At 70.7% G+C, this 24,401-nt stretch carries 23 protein-coding genes and 1 pseudogene; 4 read left to right on the plus strand and 20 right to left on the minus strand.

Translation table 11 applies throughout. The annotated features are described in order from the left end of the window. Window positions 1-34 precede the first annotated feature (34 nt). From HQK15_RS03220 to HQK15_RS03235, 4 genes are all read left to right on the plus strand, one after another. Window positions 35-727 (plus strand): response regulator transcription factor, encoded by a 693-nt coding sequence (locus HQK15_RS03220; RefSeq protein ID WP_173489970.1) that lies wholly within the window; start codon window positions 35-37, stop codon window positions 725-727. Beyond that, a complete protein-coding gene (locus HQK15_RS03225) occupies window positions 724-2,130 on the plus strand; it encodes a sensor histidine kinase (RefSeq protein ID WP_367649046.1) in 1,407 nt (468 codons plus the stop codon). Before HQK15_RS03220 ends, HQK15_RS03225 begins: the two co-directional genes overlap by 4 nt. Before the next feature lie 73 nt (window positions 2,131-2,203). Continuing rightward, entirely contained in the window at window positions 2,204-3,871 is a 1,668-nt protein-coding gene (locus tag HQK15_RS03230; protein ID WP_217361329.1) for a S1C family serine protease, read from the plus strand. A gap of 128 nt (window positions 3,872-3,999) precedes the next feature. Then, window positions 4,000-4,923 (plus strand): DMT family transporter, encoded by a 924-nt coding sequence (locus HQK15_RS03235; RefSeq protein WP_367649047.1) that lies wholly within the window; start codon window positions 4,000-4,002, stop codon window positions 4,921-4,923. On the opposite strand, the gene HQK15_RS03240 is transcribed toward HQK15_RS03235, so the two are convergent. The 20 genes and pseudogenes from HQK15_RS03240 to HQK15_RS18770 form a co-directional block, all read right to left on the minus strand. Further along, the gene (locus HQK15_RS03240; RefSeq protein WP_173489971.1) at window positions 4,859-6,253 is read right to left on the minus strand and encodes an MmgE/PrpD family protein; all 1,395 of its coding nucleotides are present in this window, start codon (window positions 6,251-6,253) and stop codon (window positions 4,859-4,861) included. The two genes, HQK15_RS03235 and HQK15_RS03240, sit on opposite strands and share 65 nt — an antisense overlap. Beyond that, a complete protein-coding gene (locus tag HQK15_RS18970; protein WP_173489972.1) occupies window positions 6,250-7,623 on the minus strand; it encodes an MmgE/PrpD family protein in 1,374 nt (457 codons plus the stop codon). The genes HQK15_RS03240 and HQK15_RS18970 overlap by 4 nt, the downstream gene beginning before the upstream one ends. Continuing rightward, entirely contained in the window at window positions 7,620-9,002 is a 1,383-nt protein-coding gene (locus tag HQK15_RS03250) for an FAD-dependent oxidoreductase (protein WP_173489973.1), read from the minus strand. The genes HQK15_RS18970 and HQK15_RS03250 overlap by 4 nt, the downstream gene beginning before the upstream one ends. 63 nt (window positions 9,003-9,065) lie before the next feature. Beyond that, window positions 9,066-9,830, minus strand: coding sequence for an SDR family NAD(P)-dependent oxidoreductase (locus HQK15_RS03255; protein WP_173489974.1), 765 nt, complete (start codon window positions 9,828-9,830; stop codon window positions 9,066-9,068). Continuing rightward, on the minus strand, window positions 9,830-10,564 hold the full coding sequence (locus HQK15_RS03260; protein WP_173489975.1) for an SDR family NAD(P)-dependent oxidoreductase: 735 nt from the start codon (window positions 10,562-10,564) through the stop codon (window positions 9,830-9,832). Before HQK15_RS03260 ends, HQK15_RS03255 begins: the two co-directional genes overlap by 1 nt. Window positions 10,565-10,575: 11 nt before the next feature. Further along, window positions 10,576-11,655 (minus strand): alkene reductase, encoded by a 1,080-nt coding sequence (locus HQK15_RS03265; RefSeq protein ID WP_173489976.1) that lies wholly within the window; start codon window positions 11,653-11,655, stop codon window positions 10,576-10,578. Further along, complete coding sequence (locus HQK15_RS03270; RefSeq protein WP_173489977.1) at window positions 11,648-12,364, minus strand: GntR family transcriptional regulator; 717 nt, start codon at window positions 12,362-12,364, stop codon at window positions 11,648-11,650. The genes HQK15_RS03265 and HQK15_RS03270 overlap by 8 nt, the downstream gene beginning before the upstream one ends. Further along, window positions 12,357-13,838 (minus strand): aldehyde dehydrogenase family protein, encoded by a 1,482-nt coding sequence (locus HQK15_RS03275; RefSeq protein WP_173489978.1) that lies wholly within the window; start codon window positions 13,836-13,838, stop codon window positions 12,357-12,359. Before HQK15_RS03275 ends, HQK15_RS03270 begins: the two co-directional genes overlap by 8 nt. A 28-nt stretch (window positions 13,839-13,866) precedes the next feature. Then, window positions 13,867-14,532 (minus strand): zinc-binding dehydrogenase, encoded by a 666-nt coding sequence (locus HQK15_RS03280; RefSeq protein WP_254450771.1) that lies wholly within the window; start codon window positions 14,530-14,532, stop codon window positions 13,867-13,869. Continuing rightward, window positions 14,521-14,976 (minus strand): annotated as a pseudogene (locus tag HQK15_RS18410) (alcohol dehydrogenase catalytic domain-containing protein); the annotation flags it as partial. The gene HQK15_RS03280 and the pseudogene HQK15_RS18410, both read right to left, overlap by 12 nt. A gap of 48 nt (window positions 14,977-15,024) precedes the next feature. Continuing rightward, a complete protein-coding gene (locus tag HQK15_RS03285; RefSeq protein ID WP_173489979.1) occupies window positions 15,025-16,065 on the minus strand; it encodes an ABC transporter permease in 1,041 nt (346 codons plus the stop codon). Beyond that, window positions 16,062-17,639, minus strand: coding sequence for a sugar ABC transporter ATP-binding protein (locus HQK15_RS03290; protein ID WP_173489980.1), 1,578 nt, complete (start codon window positions 17,637-17,639; stop codon window positions 16,062-16,064). The genes HQK15_RS03285 and HQK15_RS03290 overlap by 4 nt, the downstream gene beginning before the upstream one ends. A gap of 2 nt (window positions 17,640-17,641) precedes the next feature. Next, complete coding sequence (locus HQK15_RS03295; RefSeq protein ID WP_173489981.1) at window positions 17,642-18,790, minus strand: sugar ABC transporter substrate-binding protein; 1,149 nt, start codon at window positions 18,788-18,790, stop codon at window positions 17,642-17,644. A 69-nt stretch (window positions 18,791-18,859) separates the two neighbouring features. Then, window positions 18,860-19,723, minus strand: coding sequence for an MBL fold metallo-hydrolase (locus HQK15_RS03300; RefSeq protein WP_173489982.1), 864 nt, complete (start codon window positions 19,721-19,723; stop codon window positions 18,860-18,862). Further along, window positions 19,720-20,094, minus strand: coding sequence for a cupin domain-containing protein (locus HQK15_RS03305; RefSeq protein ID WP_173489983.1), 375 nt, complete (start codon window positions 20,092-20,094; stop codon window positions 19,720-19,722). The genes HQK15_RS03300 and HQK15_RS03305 overlap by 4 nt, the downstream gene beginning before the upstream one ends. A 186-nt stretch (window positions 20,095-20,280) precedes the next feature. Continuing rightward, the gene (locus HQK15_RS03310) at window positions 20,281-20,613 is read right to left on the minus strand and encodes a DUF1330 domain-containing protein (protein WP_173489984.1); all 333 of its coding nucleotides are present in this window, start codon (window positions 20,611-20,613) and stop codon (window positions 20,281-20,283) included. After that, window positions 20,613-21,287, minus strand: a complete 675-nt coding sequence (locus HQK15_RS03315) for an isochorismatase family protein (RefSeq protein WP_173489985.1) — start codon at window positions 21,285-21,287, stop codon at window positions 20,613-20,615. Before HQK15_RS03315 ends, HQK15_RS03310 begins: the two co-directional genes overlap by 1 nt. Further along, the gene (locus HQK15_RS03320) at window positions 21,284-22,693 is read right to left on the minus strand and encodes a dihydroorotase (RefSeq protein WP_173489986.1); all 1,410 of its coding nucleotides are present in this window, start codon (window positions 22,691-22,693) and stop codon (window positions 21,284-21,286) included. The genes HQK15_RS03315 and HQK15_RS03320 overlap by 4 nt, the downstream gene beginning before the upstream one ends. After that, window positions 22,690-23,583 (minus strand): isocitrate lyase/PEP mutase family protein, encoded by an 894-nt coding sequence (locus HQK15_RS03325; protein ID WP_173489987.1) that lies wholly within the window; start codon window positions 23,581-23,583, stop codon window positions 22,690-22,692. The genes HQK15_RS03320 and HQK15_RS03325 overlap by 4 nt, the downstream gene beginning before the upstream one ends. After that, window positions 23,580-24,278: a GntR family transcriptional regulator gene (locus HQK15_RS18770; protein ID WP_173489988.1), complete on the minus strand. Its 699-nt coding sequence runs from the start codon at window positions 24,276-24,278 to the stop codon at window positions 23,580-23,582. Before HQK15_RS18770 ends, HQK15_RS03325 begins: the two co-directional genes overlap by 4 nt. Window positions 24,279-24,401 lie beyond the last annotated feature (123 nt).

Genomic DNA, 24,401 nt, shown 5'->3' on the forward strand with positions numbered 1-24,401 from the left:
GACTCCCTCAGGCATGACGGGCAGACTGTCCCCCATGCGCATCCTTGTCGTCGACGATGACCGTGCTGTGCGCGACTCGTTGCGCCGGTCCCTGGAGTTCAACGGCTACACCGTCGAGCTCGCCTCGGACGGTGCCGAGGCGCTGGCCCGCGTCCCGCAGATCAACCCCGACGCCATCGTCATGGACGTCATGATGCCCAGGCTCGACGGCCTCGAGGCCACCCGCGCGCTGCGCAACGCCGGCAACGACGTGCCGATCCTCGTGCTCACCGCGCGCGACGCGGTGTCCGACCGCGTCGACGGGCTCGACGCCGGCGCCGACGACTACCTGACCAAGCCCTTCGCGCTCGAGGAGCTGCTCGCGCGGATCCGCTCGCTGCTGCGCCGCTCGTCTCGCGCCGCCGAGGTCGAGCCTGACGAAGCCCCCCTGACGTTCGCCGACCTGTCGCTCGATCCGGTCACGCGCGAGGTCACGCGTGGCAAGCGGTCGCTGTCGCTGACCCGCACGGAGTTCGCGCTGCTCGAGCTGTTCCTGCAGCGCCCCAAGCGGGTGCTGGAGCGCTCGTTCATCCTCGAGGAGGTCTGGGGCTTCGACTTCCCGACGACGGCCAACTCGCTCGAGGTCTACGTCGGCTACGTCCGCCGCAAGCTCGAGGCCGAGGGCGAGCCGCGCCTGCTGCACACCGTGCGGGGGGTCGGGTACGTCCTGCGCGAGACTCCCCCGTGATCGACTCGGTCCACCGCGAGCTCCAGAAGGTCACCGGGCGGATGACGCTCGGGCTGCGCGTCGCGGTCCTGACGTCGATGTCGGTGGCGCTGACGCTCAGCGTCGTCAGCGCCGCGGTCTACGTCATCGTCCGGGCGGAGTTCCAGAGCTCGCTGGACGACTCGATGCTGCGGCGTGCGACCGCCTCGGTCGAGGCGGGCGTCGCCGACACCGCCGTCAACGCCGGGCTGCCGAAGTACTTCCAGCAGATCGCCGACGTGCAGTTCTTCCTCATCAAGGGCGGCGACCTGTTCGCGCCGGCCGGCAGCGACCGCACCACGGTCTCGGCGTTCAAGAGCTATGAGGAGATCGAGGTCTCGGTCGGCCAGCGACCCCGGTCGATGCGCACCGTGCTGATCGACGGCACTCCCTACCGCGTCGTCGCGGTGCAGGCCAAGAGCGGCACGGCACTGGTCGTCGCCCAGTCGATGGAGTCGATCGACCACGCCCTGCAGCGGCTCCAGCTGATCCTGCTGCTGAGCACCGTCGCCGGCGTCGCGATCGCGGGTCTGGCCGGCTGGGGCGTCGCGACCAACGGCCTGCGCCCGGTCCGCCGGCTCACCGCCGCGACCGAGCGGGTCGCGCGGACGTCCGAGCTCAAGCCCATCGAGGTCACCGGGCACGACGAGCTGGCGCGCCTCACGACGTCGTTCAACGCGATGCTCCAGGCCCTCGACGCGTCGCAGGAGCGCCAGCGTCAGCTCGTCGCCGACGCCGGGCACGAGCTGCGCACCCCGCTGACGAGCCTGCGCACCAACATCGAGCTCATCGGGCAGGCCGCCGACAGCAGCGAGCGACAGCTCACCGCCGAGCAGCGTCACGAGATCATGGACGACGTCCGGGCGCAGCTGGAGGAGCTCACGACCCTGGTCGGCGACCTCGTCGAGCTGGCCCGCGACGAGCCCATGACCCGAACGCCCGAGCCGCTGGACTTCGCCGACGTGGTCAACCAGGCCGCCGACCGCGTGCGCCTGCGCGCCCACGAGGTCAGCCTCGACGTCGACGTGCACCCGTGGATGGTGATCGGGGAGCCGCAGCTGCTCGAGCGCGCCGTCACCAACCTGCTCGACAACGCCGCCAAGTGGAGCCCACCGGAGGGCACGATCCACGTGCGCCTCGTCGACGGCGTGCTGACCGTCCGCGACGAGGGACCCGGCATCCAGCCCGAGGACCTGCCGCACATCTTCGACCGGTTCTACCGGTCCAGCGAGGCACGCACGCTGCCCGGATCGGGACTCGGCCTCTCGATCGTCAAGCGGGCCGCCGAGCGACACGGCGGCACCGTGGAGGTTTCGTCCCCTGCCGGTGAGGGAACCACGTTCACACTCACGCTGCCGGAGACCCCGGCACCCGAGGACGACTGAGCGCCTGCCGGTTCTTCGGCCGCTCACACTCCACTCTCAGATCAGTCTCAGTGATAGGCGAGAATCTATGTCCATGACCGATTCGAACGATCCGTTCGCCGCCCAGCCCTACGTCCCGCCGACGAACCGCGACGAGGACCCGGCCCCGCAGGCACCTGCACCGCAGGACACTGCCCCGCAGGCCCCCGTGGCCGACACCGCTGAGCGGCCCGTCGTCAGCGAGCCCGTCGCGGAGCAGGCGCCCGCCGCCCCCGCCGACGCGCAGCCCACCCCGGCGCCCTACGTCGCTCCGCCGGTCGACGAGGAGCCCACCGTCCAGGTCCCGGCCGCGGCCCACGACGAGGCCGCGTTCGTCCCGCCGCCCGCGGCCCCGATCGCGGCGCCGGCCCCCGCCGACTACACGCACCGCTACGAGCCCAGCGGATCGACCTCTCCGGCCAGCGCCGGCGGCGACCCGCTCGCCGCCGCTGCCGCAGCCGTCTCGGCGTCCGCCGCCACGTCGGCCACGGGCACCCCGCAGCCGGCCCCGTCGTACGACGACCGTGAGCAGACCGTGGCCCTGCCGCCGTTCGCGACCCACGACGACGGTCGCGGTGGCGACGGCACCGGTGGTGGCGTCGCTGCCCCGCCGAAGCGTCGCGGACGCAAGCTTGCCGGCGTGCTCGCCCTGGCCGTCCTCGCCGGCGGCGCCGGGTTCGGTGGGGCCTACGCCTACGACCAGACCAACGACGACGGCGGAAGCGACGGCACGACCGTCAGCTCGCTCGACAACCAGAGCAACGCGACGCAGACCAAGGCACCCGCCGGTGCGGTCGAGCAGGTCGCCACGAAGGTGCTCCCGTCGGTCGTCCAGATCAACGTCAAGGGATCGACCGAGTCCGGATCCGGCACGGGCATCATCATCAGCGACGACGGCGAGATCATCACCAACAACCACGTCGTCGACGTCGCCGGCGACAGCGGCACGATCACGGTCGCCTTCAGCGACGGCAGCAACACCAAGGCCGAGATCATCGGCACCGACCCCAAGACCGACCTCGCGGTCATCAAGGCCGAGGGCAAGACCGGTCTCACGCCGGCCACGCTCGGCAGCTCGGCCGATCTCAAGGTCGGCCAGGAGGTCGTCGCGATCGGCTCCCCGTTCGGCCTCGAGAGCACCGTGACGCAGGGCATCATCTCGGCCCTCAACCGCCCTGTCTCGTCGTCCGACGGCTCGGGCAGCGGCACTCCGACGACGTTCCCCGCGGTCCAGACCGACGCGGCCATCAACCCGGGCAACTCCGGCGGTCCGCTGGTCGACCTGTCGGGCAACGTCATCGCGATCAACTCCGCGATTCGCTCCGGCACCACGACGTCGGGCGACGCCGGATCGATCGGCCTCGGGTTCGCGATCCCGATCGACCTGGCCAAGAACGTCGGCAAGCAGCTGCTCGACGGCAAGAAGGTCGAGCACGCGCAGATCGGTGTGAGCGTCGACAACTTCCTCGGCGAGGACGGCATCACCGGCATCGGCGCCGAGGTCAAGGAGCTCACCGCCGGAGGAGCAGGCGCTGACGCCGGGCTCGAGAAGGGCGACGTCATCACGGCGGTCAACGGCGCGCTGATCCCCAGCTCCGAGGCGCTCGTCGCCGCGGTCCGCGGGTTCAACCCCGGCGAGAAGATCACGCTGGCCTACACCCGCGACGGCAAGAAGGCGGAGGCCGAGGTCACGCTCGGCTCCGACGGCGGCCAGACCGAGTAGGTCGCACCGACCCCGATGGACCCGTCTCCCGCTCGCGGGGGCGGGTCCGTCGTCGATCTCGGCCGGTTCTCGGGGTGGATGGCCGAAATCCGCTCGTCCTGGTCTGCAGGCGTCACTAGCGTGGAGCCGTGAAGACCGACCGCGACCTCTCGCTGCCCGCGATGCTCGTCACGGTCCTGCTGTGGGCGTCTGCCTTCGTCGGCATCCGTGCGGTCGGCGACACGTTCTCGCCCGGCTCGCTCACCCTCGGACGCCTGGTGATCGGCGCCGTCGCGCTGGCCCTGCTGGCACGACCGAGCCGTCGCACGATCCCCCGCGGCCGTGGTCTGCTGCTCGTCGCGATCTACGGCCTGACCTGGTCGGTCGCCTACAACATCGCGCTCAACGCCGCCGAGCGCGATCTCGACGCCGGCACCACGGCGCTCATCGTCAACATCGGGCCGGCCCTCGTCGCCCTGCTCGCCGGTGTCGTCCTCAAGGAGGGCTTCCCCCGGCCGCTGATCGTCGGCATGGTCGTCGCGTTCAGCGGCGTGGCGCTCATCGCTCTCAGCACCGACCAGGACTCCACCGCCGTTGACACCGCCAGCACGACCGGTGTCGTGCTGTGCGTGCTCGCGGCGGTCTTCTACGCCACCGGCGCGCTGGTGCAGAAGCCTGCGCTGGCGTTCGTCAGCCCCATCATGTGCGTCTGGCTCGGCTGCGTCATCGGCGCCGTCGCCTGCCTGCCGTTCGCGCCGGCGCTGGTCGACGAGGTGGCCGGCGCCTCGCTGCACGACCTGCTCTGGCTGGTCTACCTCGGGGTCTTCCCCACGGCGATCGGCTTCACCACCTGGTCCTACGCGCTGCAGCGCATCTCGGCGGGCCAGGCCGCGTCGACCACCTACCTCGTTCCCGCCGTCGCCACCCTGATCTCGTGGGCCGTGCTCGACGAGGTGCCGGCAGCCCTGGCGTTCGTCGGCGGCGCCCTGTGCCTGCTCGGTGTCGCGATCACCCGGCTGCGGTCGCGAGGGCCGCGCCCACCCGCACCGGATCCGGCGACGGCGCGTCGATGAGCTCGCTCACGACCAGCTCGACCTGATCGTCCGCCAGCCCGGCCCCCGCCAGGTTGGCCCGCGCCTTCGCCAGCACGGCCTCGCGCCCCACCGGGCGTCCGGCGCCGCCGATGACGTCGTCGACGGTCGACTCGAGCACGCGCCCGTCGGTCGTCGTGACCTCGATCCGCGCCGGGAAGACCGCAGGGAAGCCCGAGTCGTCCCACACCTCGTGGGTGATGCGGCGCGAGAGGTCGAGCCGCTCACCACCGATCGGCGTGCTGAACAGGTCGAGGTCGACCCGGCCGTCGACGGCGCGACCGGCGAGGACGTACGGCAGGCTCCACCGGGCGTCGTGCGGCGTGCGGGGCTCCTGACGCTCCGGCCACGGATCGGCGACGACCGGCACCGCGCCGCGCGGCACGTGGCAGTGGATGCCGGCGATCTCAGCGGTGCGCAGACCGTCGTCGAGCAGCAGACCGAGCGCCTCGACGAAGGGATGGATGAAGTGGCAGCACGGGATGAGCTTGAAGGCCGCGTCGGGCAGGTGCCACCGCTTGCCGAGCGTCTCCAGCTCGGCGCGGAGCCGCTCCGGCGCGCCGGGATCGCCGGCGTAGAGGGCGAAGAAGCCGCGGGGACCCTCGAGAACCTGCGCCGGGCCGGTCATGCCCGCGCGCGCGAGCTCGGCCGCCCAGAGACCTGAGTGGGCGGCCCAGGCGGGCTGCCCGGCCTTCACGGTGTCGCCGTCGGCGAGGAAGGCGAACGTCCCGCCGGGCTGGCTGCCGGCAATGCCCAGGGCATCGACCGCGACCTGCTCGGCGTCGCCGCTGATGAGGGTCGACACGAGCGCGGCCGCGAACGGGCCCGCCGCCGAGGTGGTCTGGAAGCCGCGGTCCTGCAGCGTGCCGGGGCTCGCGAGACCCATGCGGATCAGCAGCTCCCAGCCGAGCGCGTAGGCCGAGAGCATCGTCGCACCGTCCGCCCCGACCTCCTGCGCCACGGCGAGCGCAGCGGGGGCGAGCGTGGCGCTGCCGTGCATCACCGAGGCCACGTGGGTGTCGTCGAACTCGAGGGAGTGGATGTAGGACCCGTTGACCAGGGCCGCGACGGGCGCCGGCGCAGCGGCCGTGGAGCCCAGCACCGACGACCGTCCTCCCCCGTTGACGCCGCCGGCGAGCCGGGCCAGCCCCTGCAACGGTCCGCGTCTGGCACCCAGCGCGCCCACGCCCAGCGCGTCGAGCAGGTGCAGCCGGGCTGAGTCGATCACGGGGGGCGGCACCGCCTGGTGCAGCTCTCGCGCCCGGGCGACGAGGTCGGTCGTGATGCTGGGGGCCCGGCCGGACGACGTCATCGCTGCCACGCCTCACCGATCAGCGAGCTCCACGGATCGGTGTCCCGGGAGCGGGTGGCGACCAGCTCACGGGCGATCGTGGCGAACGCCGGTGCCGCCGTGGTCAGGCCGCTGATCTTGTCGAGCACCTGCTCCTCGCCGAGGGGACGGTCCGGTCCGCCGACCGCGCTGAGGACGACGACCTCGCGCTCCGTACCGTCCGCCCGCCGGACCGTGACCCGGGCCGGACGGTCGTGCGGCGCGTCGGGCAGCGGCTCGAAGGCCTCGAGGCGCACGAGCGGGCGCAGCCGGGCGACCGTGGCGTCGTGGAGCAGGGACTCGTCGAACACCGTCGGGTCGGTGCGTCCGGTCGCCAGCACCGCACTGACGACGTGCGGCATCGAGAACTTGCCCGCCAAGGACGTCTGCGGATCGGCGTTGTCGAGGGAGGAGGCCAGCGGGTGCGTCGCAACGACGATCTCGGTGATCCCCTGCGGGTCGCCGTCGGCGAGCCCCGCCTGCGCGAGCTCGAGCGAGGCCTCCAGCGCCGAGTGCGTGTACTGACACGCCGCATAGACCTTGTGATAGCCGTCCATGATCGCCCAGCCGGTCGACGTCCGGGCGAGCTCCTGCTCGTCGGCGGCATGGCCGTAGCCCGTCGCGAACACGTCGAGCGCACCGGTCGGCTCTCCGCCCAGGCCGGCCGCCGCGAGGTCGGAGGCCAGGAAGCCGAGCACCGCCCCGGCGCCCGCCCAGGCGTTGCGGACCTGTGCACCGGAGACGGCGTGGCTGAAGGGCCCGGACATCGACATCGTCGCCGCGACGTCGACGGCGGCCATGACCCGGTCGCCGGCGCGCGTGCGCAGCCACGTGACGGCGGCGGCCGCGCCGATCGGCGACAGCGTCGCGTGCGGGTGCAGCACCAGGGGACGAGGAGCGGGGAACGCCCGCGCGAACGCCGTGACGACCTCGTAGCCGACGACGACCGCCGCGAGGACCTCCTCGACCGTGGCGCCGGTGGCCTCGGCCTCGGCGACGACAGCCGGGACGGTGTAGAGGCCGCCGTGACAGGTGGCGGGTCGATAGCCCTCGTCGAGCTCGTCCCACCCGGCGGCGGCGGCGTTGACCGCGGCCGCCTTGTCACGGGCACCCCGTCCGCCGAGGACGGTCGTCGACTCGCCCGGCGCGATGGGCGAGGCGAAGGCCTGGCCGAGGGCGACGACCTCCGGGTGCGTGGCACCGACCAGCATCGCGGCGAGGTCGTCCATCAGCACGAGGGCGGCCTTGCGCCGCAGCCGGTCGTCGGTGAGCAGCGTCGTCGGGTCGAGGCCGTCGATCCGGTCGGCGAGGCGTGCACGCCACGCCGACCAGTCAGCGGGGAGGCCGGTCACGCCTGGCCTTCCGCAGCGGCGGTCCCGGCCAGGCGGCCGAGCCCGACCGCCGTCAGCAGACCGTTGCCCGACGAGTAGCCCCGGCCACCCTGCTGACCGCTGACGCCCGCCGCGACACCGCCGACGGCGAAGAGACCCGGGACGGGAGAGCCGTTCTCGCGCAGCACGCGCGCGTCGTCGTCGACGTCGAGCCCGCCCTGGGTGTGGAACAGCCCGGGCGAGACCCGTGACGCGACGTAGGGCGGCTCCAGCGGAGCGATGCCGAAGTCGGTACGGCCGTGCGAGTCGGGCTCGTCGCCCCGGGCCGCAGCGGCGTACGCGTCGAGCGTCGAGCGGAGGGCCTCGACGTCGACCCCGACGACCGAGGCCAGGTCGTCGATCGTGGCGCACTCCTTGGCACCGCCCATCTCGACCAGCTCGGCGAACTCCTCCTCGCGCAGGGTGATGTCGCGGATGCGCGCGTCGTAGACCGCCCAGATGGGCGCCGTCCCGGTCAGCACCTCGGCGGCGAAGCCGGAGTAGCCGACGATCTCGTCGCCCAGGCGCACGCCGCGCGAGTCGACGATGACGCCGCCCTTCTCCTGCGTCGTCCACGACAGGATCGAGCCGTGGGGATAGGCCACCGCGGCGTAGCCCTGGAACGCCGACCGGTTGCGCATCGTGGCGCCCAGCTCGAGACCCCACTCGATCGCCTCGCCCGTCGAGCCGTGGGCACCGAAGTACTCCAGCCCCGCGAGCTCGGGCGCCCAGCGGGCCACCAGGTCGCGGTTGGCGGCGAAGCCGTTGGCCGCGAGCACCACGGCCCCGGCCCGGATGACGTGGCGCTCGGTGCGCTCGCCCTCGACCACGACACCGCGCACGGCACCGTCCTCGACGACGAGCTCGGTGACGGGGTTGCCGGTGACGATGTCGACGCCGGCGCGCCGGCAGGCGGCGACCAGGTCGTTCGACAGGTCGATGCCGCGTCGCGACCGGGGGGCGTGCAGGCGCGTGACGGTGTGCCCGACGTGCTTGTAGTCGGTGATCAGGGACAGCCCGATCGCGTGGTCGTCGACGAGCCACTCGACCAGCGCGGCCGAGGTCTCGGCGAGTCGCCGCGTCAGGTGCTCGGCCTCGTGGGGCCCGCTCTGGCGGAGCAGGTCGGCCGTCATGCGGTCGGGGTCGTCCTCGACGCCGGCCTCACGCTGGAACCGTGATCCGGCCGCCGGGATCGACCCGGTCGACAGCGCGGTGTTGCCGCCGGGTGCGTCGAGCTTCTCCAGCACGACGACCGACGCACCGGCGTCGGCCGCCGCGAGCGCAGCGGCGAGGCCACCCCCTCCGGCTCCGACGATGACGACGTCGACATCGACCTCAGGGGTGGACTGCTCGGTGCTCATGGTGATTCCTTCCGCGCCGCCAGCGACGGCGGTGACAACGATGTGCAGAGGCGGTGCTGCGGCTCAGGTGGGGACCTTCGCGAGAAGGCCGCCGTCGACGAGCACCGACGTGCCGGTCACGAACGAGGCGTCGTCCGACGCGAGGAACGCGATGGCTCCAGCGATGTCGGCCGGCGACCCCATCCGTCCCAGCGGCGCCGCAGCACCCGCACCGGCCGCAGCAGCGGCCGGATCGGCCTGGGCGTCGAAGTAGCCCTGCAGGTTGGGCGTCAGGATGAAGCCCGGGCACACCGCGTTGACGCGGATGCCGTGCGGGCCGCCGTCGAGAGCCATGGCCTTGGTCATCGCGAGGATGGCTCCCTTGGACGCGACGTAGGCGGCGTCCTGGGCGAAGCCGGCGAACGACGCCGTCGAGCCGAGCGTGATGATCGACCCGCCGCGCGGGACCATCGCCGGCCACAGGTGGCGGTTGAGCAGGTAGAGGCTCGTCAGGTTGACGTCCATCTGGTGGTGCCACTCCTGCGGCGTCAACGCGTCGAGCGCGCCGACGACGGTGATGCCGGCGGCGTGGACGACGATGTCCGGGGCGCCGTGCGCCTCCAGCAGGCCGGGCACGTGGGCGTCGACCTCGTCCTGCGAGGCGACGTCGAACGCCGCGGTGACGGCCGTGGGACCCGCGGCCGCGGCAGCCTCGGCGAGGCGTGCCTCGTCACGGCCCAGCAGCAGGACCGTCGCGCCGTCGGCGGCCAGCCGCTCGGCGGCGCCCCGACCGATGCCCGAGCTCGCGCCCGAGACCCAGGCGATCTTGCCGTCGAACCGCCCGGCCATCACTCGCCGCCCATCGGCAGGGCGGGCTCGCCGGCGGTCCAGCCACCGTCGACCGCCATGACGACGCCCGTCACGGCCGAGGCCCACGACGAGGCGAGGTAGGCGATCGTCTGACCGATCTCCTCCGGCTCGAACATGCGGCCGAGCGGCACACGGCGCGACACCGCGGCGTCCAGCTCGGGGGTCATCTGCTGCTTGGCCATCGGGGTGAGCGTGAAGCCGGGGCACACCGCGTTGACGCGGATGTTGTCGGCCGCCCAGTCGATCGCCAGCGAGCGGGTCAGGGCGGCGACAGCACCCTTCGACGCGGAGTAGGCCGACTGGTCGGGCAGGCTGACGAGCGCGGCCTGCGAGGCCACGTTGACGATCGCACCGGCGCCGGACGCCTTGAGCGCCGCGTAGAGCGCCTTGCTGGTGTTGAACGACCCGACGACGTTGACGTCGTACGTGCGACGGAAGTCGTCGGCGTCGACCTCCTGCGCCGGCAGGTTGGCGGTGATGATGCCGGCGCAGTTGACCAGGATGTCGACCTGCCCGTGCTCGGCGAGCGCTGCAGCCGCGGCCGCCTCGACCGACGCCGTGCTGGTGATGTCGGTGCCGACGACGCCGGGCGCCTCGTTGAGGTCCCAGGCGATGACGGTCGCCCCGGCGCCCTTGAGCACCTCGACGGTCGCGGCGCCGATGCCCGACGCTCCTCCGGTGACGATGGCAACCTTGCCGTTCAGGTCGAACATGGTGATTCCTCTCAGTCCTGCGTGGATGCGCTGGGGTAGTCGATGTAGCCGCGGTCGCCGCCGGTGTAGAACGTGTCCTCGTCCCAATCGGCCCGGGCGGTGCCGGACTTCCACCGGTCGACCAGGTCGGGGTTGGAGATGAACAGCCGGCCGACGCTCACGAGGTCGGCCACGCCGCCCTCGACGATCGGTCCGACCTCGTCGATCTCGCTCGAGCCGCCGTAGCCGGTGTTGACGACGTAGGTCGTCGGCCACCGGCGACGCAGCTCCTCGTGCAGCACCGTGGTCCGTCCGCGGAGGGTGTGCAGGTAGGCGAAGCCGTCGCCGGCCAGCTCGTCGACCAGCGCGAGGTAGGTGTCCTCGTTGTCGCGGTCGGCCATGTCGTTGAACTTGCCGCCGGGCGAGATGCGGATGCCGACCCGGTCGGCACCGATCCGTGCGGCCGAGGCGCGGGCCACGTCGACCACGAACCGGGCGCGGTTGATGGGCGACCCGCCGTACTCGTCGTCGCGGACGTTGGTGCCCGGCGACAGGAACTGGTGGGGCAGGTAGCCGTTGGCGGCGTGGATCTCGATGCCGTCGGCGCCGGCGGCCACGGCCCTTGCGGCGGACGAGGCGTAGTCCTCGATCGTCTGCCGGATCTCGTCGAGGGTCATGGCCTTCGGCTCGGGCGCCGGCACCATCTCGCCGTCGGCCGTCGCCACCTCGAGGTCGGCCCGCACGGCGCTCGGCGCCAGCAGGGGTCCGCCGTCGGGCAGCAGTGACGGGTGGCCGATGCGACCGGTGTGCATGAGCTGCACGAAGATGCGTCCGCCTGCGGAGTGCACCGCCTCGGCGACCCGCGACCACACCTCCTGCTGGGCGTCGGTGTGCAGGCCGGGCGTGCCCGGGTAGCCCTGTCCCGCGGCGCTCGGCTGCGTCGCCTCGGAGACGATCAGGCCGGCGCACGAGCGCTGGCGGTAGTACTCGACGGCGCTCTCGGGCAGGACGCCGTCGACGTCGGCCCGGTTGCGGGTCATCGGCGCCATGACGACGCGGTTGGACAGCTCGATCCCGCCGAGCTTCCACGGGGTGAAGAGGGTGTCAGGCACGGGGTGCTCCTTCGCTCGCCGGACCGTCGACGGTCTGCAGCATCTGCATGGTGTTCTGGAGGGACGCGGTCAGGTGCGACTTCATCGCGACGCGCGCGCCCTCGGGGTCCCTGGACGTCAGGGCCGTGATGAGCTGGCGGTGCTCGTCGACCGCCTCGCGGGCTCGCTGGCCCGTCGCGCCGGAGCGCGACCGGGCGAGCCGCAGCTCGATGTTGACCTGGGTGACGGCCTGCTCCAGCCGCTCGTTGCCGGCGTGACGCACGATCAGGTCGTGGACGTCGAGGGTGTCGAACACCCCGGGGCGCGGGCCCTGCCGCACCTCGGACACCGAGTGCTCCTGCAGCTGGGCGAGCTCGTTGAGACCGACGCGGTCGATGCGCACCGCGGCCAGCTCGGCGGCCTCGCACTCCAGCGCGATGCGCAGCTCGAACAGCTCACGCACCTCGCCGAGGTCGAGGCGCCGCACGAACGCACCGCGGTGCGACTCCAGCGTCACGAGCCCGTGGTGCGCGAGACGCTGGAGCGCCTCGCGCACGGGGCCGCGACTGACGCCGAGATCGGCAGCGATCTCGACCTCGTTGAGGCGGGAGCCGGTGGGACGTTCGCCCTGCACGATCTGCTCGCGCAGCCGAGCCTCGACCTTGTCGGCGAGGGTCAGGTTGCTGCGGTCGATCGGCAGGACGCCGTCCACCTTGAAGGTGTCAGCCATCGATGTTGACGCACACCGTCTTGACGTCGGTGTAGTCGTGCATGACGTCGTGACCCATCTCGCGACCCCAGCCCGACTCCTTCATGCCGCCGAACGGCATCGACGGGTCGAACACACCGTAGGAGTTGACCCAGACCGTGCCGGCCTGGATGCGTGCGGCGACCGAGTGGGCCGTCGCGACGTTGCTGGTCCAGACGCCGGAGGCGAGGCCGTACCGGGTGTCGTTGGCCTGCGCGAGCACCTCGTCGGTGTCGGTGAAGCGGGTCGCCACGACGACGGGACCGAAGATCTCCTCCTTGATGATGCGCGAGTCGGCTGCGGCGCCGGCGAAGATCGTCGGCTCGATGAAGTAGCCGCGCTCGCCGATACGGGCACCGCCGGTGACGACCTCGCCCTCGCCCTTGCCGACCTCGAGATAACTGCTGACGCGCTCGAAGTGCTCCTTGCTCGCGACGGGGCCGATCTCGCTGGTCGGGTCGAAGCCGTCGCCGACCTTGATCTGCTGGGCCTTCTCGGCCATGCCCGCGATGACCTCGTCATAGACAGCGTCGTGCACGTAGAGGCGCGAGGCCGCGGCACACGCCTGGCCGGCGTTGTAGAAGATGCCGGCCGACGAGCCGGCGATCGCTGCCTCGATGTCGGCGTCCGGGAAGATGATGTTGGCGCTCTTGCCACCGAGCTCCAGCGTCACCCGCTTGAGGTTGCCCTTCGCGGCGTCGAGGATGCGGCGGCCCGTCGCGGTCGACCCGGTGAACGAGACCTTGTCGACACCCGGGTGCTCGGCCAGACGCTGGCCGACGGTGGAGCCGTAGCCGTTGACGACGTTGAAGACGCCGGGCGGGAAGCCTGCCTCGAGGGCCAGCTGACCGAGCCGCAGCGCCGAGAGCGGCGTCGCCTCGGCCGGCTTGAGCACGACCGTGTTGCCGGCGGCGAGGGCCGGGGCGAGCTTCCAGGCGCTGATCGTCAGCGGGAAGTTCCACGGCACGATCAGGCCGACGACACCGAGCGCCTCGCGACGCGTGTAGGTGTGGAAGTTGCCGGGCGCCGAGATCGGGATCGTCGATCCCTCGAGCTTGGTCGCGAAGCCCGACATGTAGTGGAACAGGCCCGCGGCCGACGGCACGTCGCCGCCCATCGCGTAGGCGTAGGGCTTGCCCTGGTCGAGGGTCTCGATGCGACCCATCTCGGCAGCGTCCGCCATGAGCAGGTCGCCGAGGCGCCAGATCGCGGCAGCACGCTCGTTGGGCTTCATGCGTGCCCACGGCCCGTTCTCGAACGCCTCGCGGGCGGCCGCGACGGCGCGGTCGACGTCGGCGGCGCTTCCCTCGGCCACCTGCGTGATGACCTCGCCGGTCGAGGGGTTGATCGTGTCGAACACCTTGCCGTCGAGGGCATCGACGAACTCGCCACCGATCAGCAGCTGGGTGTGCTCGATCGGGGCGGTGACGTCGATCGGTGTGTCAGTGACAGTCATGTGATGGATCTCCTCGGTTCGGTGTTGCTCAGTGCTCGTGGACGACGACGCCGCGGATGTTGCGACCGGCGTGCATGTCGGCGACGGCCTCGTTGATCTCGTCGAGCGAGTAGCGGCGCGTGACGAGCTCGTCGAGCTTGAGCGTCCCGTCCTTGTACATCTGCAGCAGCTTGGGGATGTCGGCCGTCGGGTTGCAGTTGCCGTACATGACGCCCTGGAAGTGCTTGGCGAAGTTGGTGAAGTCCTGGGGGCTGATCGAGATGCCCGCCTCGGCCTGGCCGACCGAGACCAGCACGCAGGTGCCGGACTTGCCGACCGCGCGGAACGCGTCGCCGATGATGTCGCCGTCGACGCGACCGACCGTGATGATCGCGACGTCGACGCCCTGGCCGTTGGTCAGGTGGTCGATGCGCTGCTGCGCGTCGGGGATCGAGGCGTACGCCTCCGTGGCGCCGAAGTCGGCGGCCCGCTCCTGCTTGTAGGCGACGGGGTCGATCACGATGACGTGGTCGGCTCCGGCGTGGCGGGCACCCTGCACCGCGTTGGCGCCGACGCCTCCGAGGCCGAGGACCAGCACGACGTCGCCGGGCTTGACGCCGCCGTTGACCGCTGCGCCGAAGCCGGTGGCGACGCCGCACGAGGCGAGGCAGGCGAGCTCGAACGGGATGTCCTCGGGCAGCTTGACCGTCTGCATCTCGTGACAGACCAGGTAGTTGGAGAACGTGCCGAGGCGGGTCACGCCGCCGACGGCCTTGCCCTCGGCGTCGTGGAAGTGCGCGCTGCCGTCCATGCCCATGCCGGTCTCCATGCCAGCGCCGTTGTTGCAGATGTACTGCATGCCGCGGGCGCAGTACTCGCACTGGCCGCACGCGGGGATGAACAGCGTCGCGACGTGGTCGCCGACCTTGACCTTGGTGACCTTGGAGCCGACGGCCTAGACGATGCCGGCGCCCTCGTGGCCGCCGACCATCGGCAGGTCGACCGCGAGGTCACCCGTCACGAAGTGGTCGTCGGAGTGGCACAGGCCGCTGGCCATGACCTTGATGCGGACCTCGTTGTCGCCCGGCTCGTTGAGGTCCAGGTCCTGGACCTCCCACTTCTCGCCGACGGCGTGGATGACTGCTGCGCGTGTCTTCATGGGTGTTGCCTCCTGTGTGGCGACGTTCGAGATGGGATGGATGGTGCTTCAGACCGCGGTGGCGGCGAGCGCCCGACGGCGCCTCTCGCCCCGGGCCCGGACGAGCTTGGACATGACGACGGCGATGACCAGGGCCCCGCCGTAGAAGAGCTGCTGGACGTACTGCTGCGCGCCCATGAGCTGGAGACCGGTGATGCCGGTGACCAGGAAGTAGACCGCGATCAGCGTGCCCCACGGGTTGAAGCGGCCGATCTTGAGCACCGTCGACCCGAGGAAGCAGGCGGCAAAGGCCGGCAGCAGGAACGAGGCGCCCGACACGGGGTCGGCGCTCGCGGTGGTGCCGGCGAACACGACACCGGCGAGGCCCGCGATGAAGGCCGACGCGATGAGCGACGTGCGGCGCAGCCCGGCGACGTTGACGCCGTTGAGACGGGCGACGTCGTGGCTCTGGCCCGTGAAGAGGAGGCGCTGGCCGAACGCGGTGTGCTCGAAGACGTACCAGACGACCACGCACAGGCCGACGGCGTAGTAGAAGTCGACCGGGATCGAGAACGCGGGCTGCGTCAGCACCGCGTCGGACAGGTCACGGTCGATGCCGCTGACCGTGACGGAGCCGGAGATCAGGTAGACGAGGCCCTGGACGACGGTGCTGACGCCCAGCGTCACGATGAACGGGTCGATGTCGAACACCGTGATGATCAGGCCGTTGACGACTCCGACGAGCGTGCACGCGACGAGCGCGGCGACGACCGCCATCCAGATGTTCCAGCCCTGTTGCACGTTGAGCACCGCCACCACGATCGCGCCGAGGTTGAGCGTGGCGGCGACCGACAGGTCGTAGTCACCGGCGCGCAGCGGGATGATGAGACCGAGCGCGAGGATGAGCAGCACGGCCTGCGAGCCGAGCATGTTCGAGACGTTGGCGGAGGTCGGGAACGTCTCCGGGACGATGACGCTGAACGCGATGATCAGCACCAGCCAGACGCCCAGCAGCGCGAACCTCTCGGGCTCGGCGACCTTCGTGCGTCGCGCGCTGCGCGGCGACGGCGACCCGGCGTCGTTCGGCGTGGTCTTGTCGATGACACTCATGATGCTTCCTCCGCGTAGACCGCGGACGCGAGCGCGTCCTTGGTGATGTCGTCGCCCGAGATCTCGGACTGGATCGTGCCGTCGCTGATCACGACGACCCGGTCCGCCATCTCCACGAGCTGTTCGTAGTCGGATGTCGCGCACAGCACGGTCATCCCCTCGGCGACCGCCGACCGGATGAGCTTGAAGATCTCGCGCCGCGCGCCGATGTCGACGCCCTGGGTCGGCTCGTTGAGGAGCATGACCTGGGGTGCCGTGTCGAGCCACTTGCCCAGCAGTGCCTTCTGCTGGTTGCCACCGCTGAGGTGGCCGAACTCCGCCCGGGGGTTGGGCGGCAGGACGTTGAGCCGTTCGCACGTGGCCTGGGCCTGGGTCTCCAGCTCGCTCCAGCCGATGCGGAAGCCCTTGGCACGCTGGGCGAGGAACGGCAGCGACATGTTCTCCAGCAGGTTCAGCGCTGCCGCGCCACCCTGCGCCTTGCGGTCGGCAGGGATCAGGACGACTCCCTGCTTCATCGACGCGGAGGGCTTGACCTTGCGCACCGTCTCGCCGGCGACCGTGACGGTGCCGGCGCTGGCCTGCGTCGACCCGTAGAACAGGTCGGGCAGCTCCTCGAAGCCGGAGCCGGCCAGACCGGTGACCCCCACGACCTCACCGGCGAACAGGTCGAGGTCGAGGTCACGGATGCGGGTGCCGGTGATGCCGCGCGCCGACAGCAGGGGGGCGCGGTCGTCGCGGACGATCGCGGCGCCGCGGGGGACGTGCTCGTTGCTCGCCCCCAGGATCAGCTGGACGAGGTCGTCGCGGGTCGAGCCCGCGGTCTCCCGGGTGCCGGCGAGCTCGCCGTTGCGGAAGACCGTCACCCGGTCGGTGACGTCGAGGATCTCGTCGAGGTCGTGCGAGACCAGCAGGACGGCGTCGCCCTGGTCGCGCAGCCGGCGCAGCAGCCGGAAGAGCAGCGCGACCTCGTGCCGCGGCAGGAACACCGTCGGCTCGTCGAGGATGAGGATCTGTCCCTTGCGGGCGCCGTCTGCCGTGAGCTCCTGGGAGCCCACCGCGCGGACCACGGCGACCATGGCGCGCTGCACCGGGGTCAGGGTGTCGATCTTGGCGTCGGCGTCGACGTCGATCTCGAAGCGCTCGAGGAGGCTGCGGACCCGCAGCCGTTCGGCCTTCCAGTCGACCCGACGGCCGCCGCGGGCCTGCCCGGCGCCGTCGAGGGCGACGTGCTCGACCACCGAGGCCTCGGACGCGAGTCCGAGGTCCTGGTGGACGAACCCGAGGCCGTGGTCACGGAGCCCACGGGCACCGAACGGCGACTGCACCGACGTGCCGTGGACCGTGACCCGGCCGCCGTCGGCGTCGTGGAAGCCGGCCAGGATCTTGATGAGGGTGGACTTGCCACTCCCGTTGGCGCCGAGCAGCCCGTGCACCTCTCCGGGTCGTACGGCGAGGTCGACCCCACGGAGTGCGGGAACTCCGTTGAAGGCCTTCGCGAGGCCGGAGATCTCCAGCAACGGCGCGGTCGTGACCGCGAGGTCGTCGGTGTGCTCGGACTGCTCAGCGTTCGTCATCTCTAGCTCAGGCCCCACAGCTTGAGGTACGCGCTCGGGTACTCGTCGCCGAAGCCCTTGCCGCTCTCCGGCGGGTTGCCGGTCTCGCTGACGTTGGAGCCGTCGATGACACGGATCGGGCCCGATGCGCCCTTGATGGGATCGACGCCGAGCATGGCGCGGAAGGCCGTGTCGATGTTGACGTAGGCGACCCAGTCGGGGTTCTCCGCGATGTCCATGCGGACCTCGCCGTTGCCGTCACCGATCAGCTTGAGGATCGACGGCGTGCCGTTGAAGGAGTAGATGCCGATGTTCTTCGACGGAGCGGCCTGCTTGATGCCGGGAGCGGCGTAGAGGGCGATCGAGTCGTAGATGGGGAGCACGGCGTTGATCTTCGGGTCCTTCAGGACCGCCGACTGCACCTGGCCCTGGACCTGTGTCGACCACTGGGCGACCGGCGAGTTGATCGTCGTGACAGTCGATCCGGCCGGGCCGTCCGCCTTGAGCGTGTCCTTGATCGTCTTGACCATGCCCTCGGACGGGCCGGTCTCGGAGACCTCGATGACGAGCGCGTGGACCGGCTCGCCCTTCAGGTCGGCGATCGCGTACTGGGCCATGAGGCCCGCGGACTCGTTGAACGGTGCGAAGGCCTCGTAGTCGAGTCCTTCGCTGCCGGGGCCCTGGCTGTCGGAGAGGTGCAGCGGGATGACGGGGATGCCGGCCGCCTTGGCCTCGTCGATCTGCGGGCCGAGGGTCGAGGGCAGCGGGCCGTTCAGGAGGATCGCGCCGGCCTTGGCGTTGATGGCCTGCTTGATGCCCTGCTGGAACGACGTCGGCGTGCCGTCGGCCGGGAAGGTGACGAACTTGACGCCGGCCTTGGCCGCGACGGCCTTCATGGCCTTCTCGCCGAAGGAGTAGAACTCGGCCTTGCTGTCGATCGGGATGCTGTAGATCGTCTTGCCCGAGAGCTTCGAGGCGTCGATGGCCTCGCCGAGGTCGCTCGTGCTGGGGATGGACGTGGCTGCGTCGACGATCTTCTGGGCCGCGTCTGCCTTGGCCGTGTCGCCGCCGGATCCGGCGGATCCTCCGTCGGAGGAGCTGCTTCCGCAGGCTCCGAGAACGAGCAGTGCAGCCGTGGTGGCTGCCACTGCCGAGAGCTTCTTGATGTGCATCAGTACTCCAATGGGGTGGGGGGCTGGTGGTACGGGGGTGATGCTCGCTCAGTCTCGAATGGGGGTCGGTTATCGGTTCGCGAGTGCGGGGTCTTCGATCAGGTCGTCGTAGATGCGGGCGATGGATCGACGCTGGAACATCTCCACGAGCGCGTCGGGGTAGCCGACGTAGTCGTCCGTGTCGACGTGGATGTTGTCCTCGAAACGGATCTCGTCACACGCCTGGTCGCGATCGTGACCCGATGAGATCGCCGCGGCCACGTCGGCCACGACCTCTCGGCCGAGCTGGCGGTAGTGGTCGACCACCGCCCGATCGGCCACCTCCCCGTGACCGGGGACGAGGAACTGGAAGTCGTACTCGGCGACCGCGTCGATGGCGTCGAACCAGTTCGACAGTCGCGAGTCCTGGAAGGACGGCAGGCCGGCCTCGCAGACGATGTCGCCGGTGAAGATCACGGCGTCCTGGGGGAACCAGGCGAGCAGGCTGTTGGCGGTGTGCCCCGGGCGGAACGTCAGCTCCAGGCTCGCACCGGCGACGTGGAGGTCGAGGCGCTCGGTGAACACGACGTTGGGGACCCGGACGGTGTAGTCGTCGACCCAGGCGACAGCTTCGGGATCGATGCGCGAGAACAGGTCACGGAGGTACTCGTCGGTCGGCGGCTCGGTGAGCAGGCGCTCACGGGTGCCTTGGTGGCCGACGACCTCACCGCCCTGCCAGAAGTTGCCGATCGTGTGGTCGGGGTGGTGGTCGGTGTTGACCACGAAGCGGGTCTCGCCGAAGGTCGACACGGTCTCGTTCCACCGCACGGCGTCGGTCGGACGGTGCGGGGAGTCGACCAGGATCAGGCCGTCGTCGCCCACGATGATCGAGTTGTTGCTGCCCAGGTGGGCCGTCTCGACGTGGACGCGGGCGGTGATCTGCTGGAGGGTCATGCGTTGTTCTCCTGGTCGGGCATGGACGGTCCGCCGAGGAAGCCGACGAGGTTCTCGATGCGCAGCGGGGCGAAGACCTCGATGAACTCGGCCTCACCCTCGATACTGTGGCCGCCGTGGACCGCGTGGCGGGGGACGATCGCGACGTCGCCGGCGCGCAGCGTCAGCTCGGTGCCGTCGATCGTGAAGGCGATCTGGCCGCTCAGCATGACGATGGCCTGCTCGGCGTCCGGGTGCGTGTGGAGCGGCAGCTCGGTCGGGTGGACCCAACGGATGTGGTTGACGCCCATCTCCCGGCCGGCGGCGGCGCGGCGGAAGTTGTTGGGCAGGCCCTCGACCTCAGGCAGCTCGTTCCAGGCAGCGGAGTACATGAACCTGCTTCCGATCGGATGACTATGACGCGTGTCACGCTATATTCGTTAACTGCAAACTGTCAACAGTTTTCAGTAAACGTTGCGTTACGTCCTTCTCGTCACGTTTCCCAGGGCCGCGGACAGGCCAAGGACCCCGCCCCCGGACCGCTGCGCGATCGGGGACGGGGTCGAGCCGCTCGGCACTCAGGCGCTCGGCACGTCTCCGGGGACGCCCTGCAGGTGATAGACGTGCGAGGTCGCGGAGTCGTGCCGCAGCCCCACGATCGCCTGGTAGTCGTCGGAGTCGTAGAACTCCGTGACCCGGTCGAGGCTCTCGAACTGCACCAGCACGAGGCGCTCGAACTCGCGTCCGCCCTCGCGGACGACCAGCTCGCCCTGGGCCGGGAAGGCGTGCGCCAGCAGCCTGGCACCGTACTTCTCGAGCACCGGCCCGCTGCGCTCGACGTACTGGTCGTACGTCTCGGCGTCGTGGACCGTCACCTCGGCGACGATGTAGCCCGGGCCGGCGGAGGACATCAGGCGCCGATCGCCTGCAGCGAGCCGAGCAGCTCTGCCGTCGTCGACACGTCGGCGTACTTCTGGCCCATGTCGAACAGGTTGACCTCGTGCACCAGCGGGCTGCGGTCGTAGACCGCGTCGGACGGCACCGCGACCTTGTAGTTGTAGGAGAACGCGTCGACGGCGCTGCCGCGGACGCAGCCCGACGTCGAGCATCCCGTGACGACGAGCGAGTCGACGCCGGCCTGCACCAGATAGCTCAGCAGCGGGGTGCCGAAGAAGGCGCTGGGGTGCCGCTTGGGGAGCAGGATCTCGCCCTCGAGCGGCGCGATGTCGGGGTGGAACTCATAGCCCTGGTCGGGGATGTCCATGATGCCGGGCACCTTGGCTCCCAGCGCTCCGGCGTCGAAGGCCTTCTTGGGCGCGACGTACGGATAGAGGACCGGCCAACCCTTCGACCGGAACAGCTCCAGGAGCCGCCTGATGTTGGCGACCGCGTCCCACGCGACGTCGCCGCAGCTCGTCGTGAACTCCTCGATCGCCCGGTCGAACGGCGCGGGCGTCGTGCCCGTCGTGCGGTACTGCACGTCGATGATCAGCAGCGCCGGCTTGGACCCGAGGCCGACCGGTCGGCCGAAGCCGGCCGCGTCGTACCTCTCGCGCGTGACGTCGTCGATGATGTCCTGGGTCATGCCTCTCCCTCGCTGTCGGCGGCGGCCAGTGCGGCCGCGCCACTGTGCTCACGGCGCAGGTAGCGTCCGGTGGTGCGCTCGGCGAGCTGTCCGTCGCGCAGCGCGAACTCGCCGCGCACCAGCGTGTGGACGACCTGCAGGGGCACCTCGGTGCCCTCCCACGGCGTGTAGTCCGCGCCGGAGTGCTGCGTCGCGGCGTTGATGACATAGCTGCCGTCGAGGTCGACGACCGCGATGTCGGCGTCGGAGCCGACGCGGATCGTGCCCTTCTGCGGATACATCCCGAACAGCTTGGCCGCACGGGTGGACGTGGCGTCGACCAGCCGGTCGAGCGGGACCCCGCGACGCAGGCCCTCGCTCAGCGTCAGCGGCAGCACACCACCCGTGCCGGGGAAGCCGGCCGAGGCGGTCCAGACGTCCTTCTCCTTGAAGGAGCGGTGACGCGCGTTGTGGTCGGAGCCGACGGTGTCGACCTTGCCCTCGGCCAGCGCGACCCACAGCGCCTCGAGATCGGCGCGCTCACGGATGGGCGGGTTGACCTTGCCGTAGGTGCCGCAGTCGGCCTCGGTCGTCAGGGTCAGGTACTGGGTGCAGGTCTCGACGAACAGGTTCTCGTACGAGCGACGCTGCCGCTCCATGGCCTCCAGCGCGAGCTGGCTGCTGGTGTGCACGGCATAGACCGAGGCACCGGTGATCTGGGCCATGTAGGCGACGCGCTGGACCGCCTCTGCCTCGACGAACGAGGGACGCGACTGGTTCCACGCGCTCAGCGGACCGCGTGACTCGTCGATCGGGCGGTTCTTGAGCTTCCACACCAGCTCGATGTTCTCGGGGTGCGGGTTGATCATGGCGCCGTTGTCGGCGGCCATGCCCAGGACGTCGTACATGTAGCCGTCGTCGTTGCCCGGCAGGCCGAGGTAGGCACCCTCCTCGCCCTTGAAGTTCATGAAGAACTTGAAGCTGGAGATGCCGAACTCGCGCATGTAGGCCGGGATGTCGTGCACGTGGTCGTCGGTGCCGACACAGATGTGGAAGCCGAAGTCGACGTAGGAGTCCTGCTCCATGACGGCCTGCGCGCCCGGGACGACGGTCTCGTAGGGCTCGCCGCTCATGAGGTAGACGAGCATCGACGTGATGCCGCCGGCGGCGGCCGACGCGGTCTCCAGACGCGCATCGTCGGGGTCGCGCGGGACGCGGATGTCCTTGCCGAGGTGCACGTGCGGGTCGATCGCGCCGGGCAGCACGAGCTTGCCACCGAGCTGGACGACCTCGCGGGCCTCGGCGTCGGAGTCGCGGGACACGATGCCCGCGACCAGTCCGTCGGTGATGAGCAGGTCGACGTCCTCGAGGCCCGAGCCGTGCAGGAAGACCCGGCCACCGGCCAGGCGGGTGTCGTGCACCGTCATGCCACGACACCTTCTGCCGGGAGGTCGGCGGCATACCGGCGGTCGAGCTCGTCGAACTCGGGCTTGCGCACGAGGCCCTGGCGGTCCTCCCACGAGATCATCAGGTCGGCGGCACCCAGGGTGTCGCCGTGCTGGGCCAGGTGGTCCATGACCAGACGCATGCCGGCGACCGCACCACGCATCGCGGCGTTGGCGTACAACGCGATCGAGAAGCCGATCTCGCCGAGCTCGTCGCGCGAGGTCAGCGGCGTCAGGCCGCCCTCGACCATGTTGGCCATGTGGAAGCCCGGGACGTTGCGCACGATGTAGTCCATCTGCTCGCGGGTCCGCGGCGCCTCGACGAACAGGATGTCGGCGCCGGCCTCGGAGTAGGCAGCCGCACGCTCGCACGCCGCCTCCAGGCCCTCGGTCGCGAGGGCGTCGGTGCGGGCGATGATCAGCAGGTCCTCGTCAAGACGTGCGTCGACGGCCGCGTGGACCTTGCCGACCATCTCCTGCTGCGAGACGACGTCCTTGCCGGCGAAGTGACCGCACTTCTTGGGGCTGACCTGGTCCTCGAGCTGGATCGCCGAGGCGCCGGCGCGCTCGAGCTGGCGCACGGTGCGCTGCACGTTGAGCGCGTTGCCGAAGCCGGTGTCCGCATCGACCACGAGCGGGATGGAGACGGCCTCCGCCATGGCGGCGACGTGGCCGACGAGCTCGGTCACCGACAGCAGGCCGAGGTCGGGCATCCCGAGATAGGTGTTCGTCAGACCTGCTCCGGAGACGTAGACCGCCTCGAAGCCTGCCTGCTCGATCACGCGAGCCGTGAGCGCGTTGGGCGCTCCGGGGAGAAGGATCGGGCCGCCCTCCCGGTTGATCAGCTCACGCAGCCGATGCGGTGTCGTCATGAGGTCTCACTGCCCCTTCGGGAGTCGTCGTCGAAGCCGAGCGCAGCAAGGGCGCTGCGCCGGGCGTGGTCGAGGTGCTGGCGTACGAAGTGGGCCGCGTCGTCCGCGGAGCGTGCCTGGAGTGCCGCGACGATGTCGGCGTGCTCGTCCAGTGCCGCCTTGGCGCGGACCGGCACCTGGGCCGACATCGACCGCGCGAGCGAGATCTGCGCCTGGGTCTCCAGCGCAGCGCGCTCGAGGGTCGCGTTGCCGGCGAGGTGCAGGAGGCGCACGTGGAAGTCACGATCGGCGGGATAGCTGCCCCCACCACCGGACGACATGGCCTCGGCCGTCTCGGAGACGAAGGCGTCGAGCGCGGCGAGGTCGTCGTCGGTCGCCCGCTCGCAGACCAGTCGCGCGGCGTACATCTCGTAGGCCGTGCGCATGTCGTAGAGCTCGTCGATCTCGCGCGCCTCGAAGGTCCGGACGAACGCGCCCCGGTGGCTGATGATCGTCAGCAGGCCCTCGCCGGCGAGCCGCTGGATCGCCTCGCGGAGCGGACCGCGGCTGATGCCGAGGGCCGAGGCGAGCGACACCTCGTTGAGGCGGTCGCCCGGCGCGATCGTGCCGTCGAGGATCATCTCGCGGACGAGCGTCTCCGTCCGGGCCGAGAAGGTCCCATCGCGTGTCAGCTCGGTCGCAGCACCATCACTCACAACTTTTCCTCCCGATCGTGGGCACGTTCTCGCGGACAGTTCTGACTGATTCTGCCCGCAACCCACGCTAGAGGCGGACTGGACAGGTGCTCGTCTGCTCTCATTGTGAATCGCAGGTCTGTC

The organism is Aeromicrobium stalagmiti (assembly GCF_013283745.1).
In the GTDB taxonomy this organism is placed as follows: Bacteria; Actinomycetota; Actinomycetes; order Propionibacteriales; family Nocardioidaceae; genus Aeromicrobium; species Aeromicrobium stalagmiti.